The organism is Rhizobium sp. SEMIA 4085, from assembly GCF_013004495.1.
Classification (GTDB): Bacteria; Pseudomonadota; Alphaproteobacteria; order Rhizobiales; family Rhizobiaceae; genus Rhizobium; species Rhizobium gallicum.
The window spans coordinates 1-1,539 of the sequence record NZ_JABEPH010000647.1; the positions used below are offsets into that span (position 1 = coordinate 1).

Sequence of the window (1,539 nt, forward strand, 5' to 3'; positions counted from 1 at the left end):
GAAGTGGACTGATCCTCGACCTCGTCATCGAAGCCGGCAACCCGACCGACAGCGAGCGCTTCTTGCCGATGCTGGAACGCCACATCGCATTTTACGGCGAGCCGCCGCGTCAGGCCGCGGCCGACGGCGGCTATGCCAGCCGCGACAATCTGAGTGGAGCCAAAGCCTGCGGCATTGCAGAAAAACAGGCGTTTATGGACGGGCACTAGCTAAAAAGTTGCAGGATTAAAGAAAGGCACGCTTAAACTCCGCATGGAATCTACTTTCCCGTGCGTTGCTGTGCGCAAACTGGATAGATGTTCGCGAATTGTATCTCCCCGACCGATGAAGTAGTGTCGCACGAGGGCATGACAATGCCTGCACCCTTTCCCTTCTTCGGGCAGATCGCCCGAATATGTAGGTCCATAGCGTTCGCTGATCGTGGGGGCCGATGGTCGCGTTCCCCTTTGCGCCCATTGCCGCGTCATCTTGTTCTTTTGCCCGATGCGGGCTTTTCTTGCTATCACAGCTCTATTTCTGTGCCCGGAGTGAAGGTCTTGCTGATCGCGCGGATCTCTTCCGGGAAACTTTTTAAAATCCTCCACCGCCAATTCGTTCTGGGCATAGTGGCGAGGATGGGCAGACAGCTTGGCAAAGCCCATGGCCTTCAACTCACGTCCCACGCTGCTTTCCTCCAGCGATATCCGATAGTCCTCGAATATCAACCGTGCCAGGTCCTTCAACCGCCAGCGCACAACGCCGTCGATCGCCGGGATGGCCCCTTCTTCACAAGACGACGAAGCTCCCGGCGTTGATCGTCGTTGAGTTTCGGACGCTTGCCCGGAGCCTTCACGTTTAAAAGCCCCTCAAAGCCTTGCGCGTTAAAGCGCTCGACCCGTCCCGCACAATCTACACGGTCACGCCGCCAACTCTGGCGGCCTCGTCGCGCGTCGCTCCATCATAAATCTGCGCAAGAGCCAGAAGTCGCCGCGTCTGGGCGGCACCTTTCGATAGCCGCGCCGCCTTGCGTAGGTCATCGCCAACGTAATCCGTCCGAAGCCGAAGTGCTGATCCCATCGCAAACCTCCCGTTTGCACGATGGATTCAGATTCATCGCGCTTTGTGAACCCTCAAGAGTCAGCAGCAATACCGATTGGTATGACATCTTCAAAAGGCTGAAGCTGGACAGCTGCAGGACGGCCGAACACGAAAATGTCCAGTGAACGCATGGGTCTGCGAACCTCGTCTGCGCCGAGTATCTCGTTAAGGATGATTTTATCGCCCAGCACGCAGTGGCCCTCAGCTCGGTTTCCCGATAGGCGGGAGTGGCGCTTCTTTCTTCAACGTTTGTAAAGGTGTTGATATGGAACGATGGTATCCACCACCTTGGCTAAAGCAACCGTGCTCGCCCGATGATTGCATCGGCCTTTTCCCACTTCGCTCCGGCAGAGCTGACGTGTGATGCGCAGTTTCCCACTCAACCCACGCTATAATTTCCATTGTGGTACGCATAAAAATCGTTAGTGTGTAAGCCGGGGACAAACTTCATCGATGTATTGG

General features: G+C 56.1%; 2 protein-coding genes and 1 pseudogene. 1 reads left to right on the forward strand and 2 read right to left on the reverse strand.

The genetic code is table 11. From position 1 onward, the window contains the following. Positions 1-182: pseudogene (locus C9413_RS32000) on the forward strand (ISNCY family transposase); the annotation flags it as partial. Positions 183-209: 27 nt separating this feature from the next. Here the strand turns inward: C9413_RS32000 and C9413_RS32005 are convergent. Further along, positions 210-734, reverse strand: coding sequence for a winged helix-turn-helix domain-containing protein (locus C9413_RS32005; RefSeq protein WP_223844057.1), 525 nt, complete (start codon positions 732-734; stop codon positions 210-212). A 154-nt stretch (positions 735-888) separates the two neighbouring features. After that, positions 889-1,056 carry a hypothetical protein gene (locus tag C9413_RS32010; protein WP_166677340.1) on the reverse strand — a complete coding sequence of 56 codons (168 nt, stop codon included), beginning with the start codon at positions 1,054-1,056 and terminating at the stop codon, positions 889-891. Positions 1,057-1,539: the final 483 nt, after the last annotated feature.

Coding starts and splice junctions, on each gene's coding strand:
- C9413_RS32010 (WP_166677340.1), bottom strand. CDS start 1,056: ATGGGATCAGCACTTCGGCTTCGGACGGATTACGTTGGCGATGACCTA.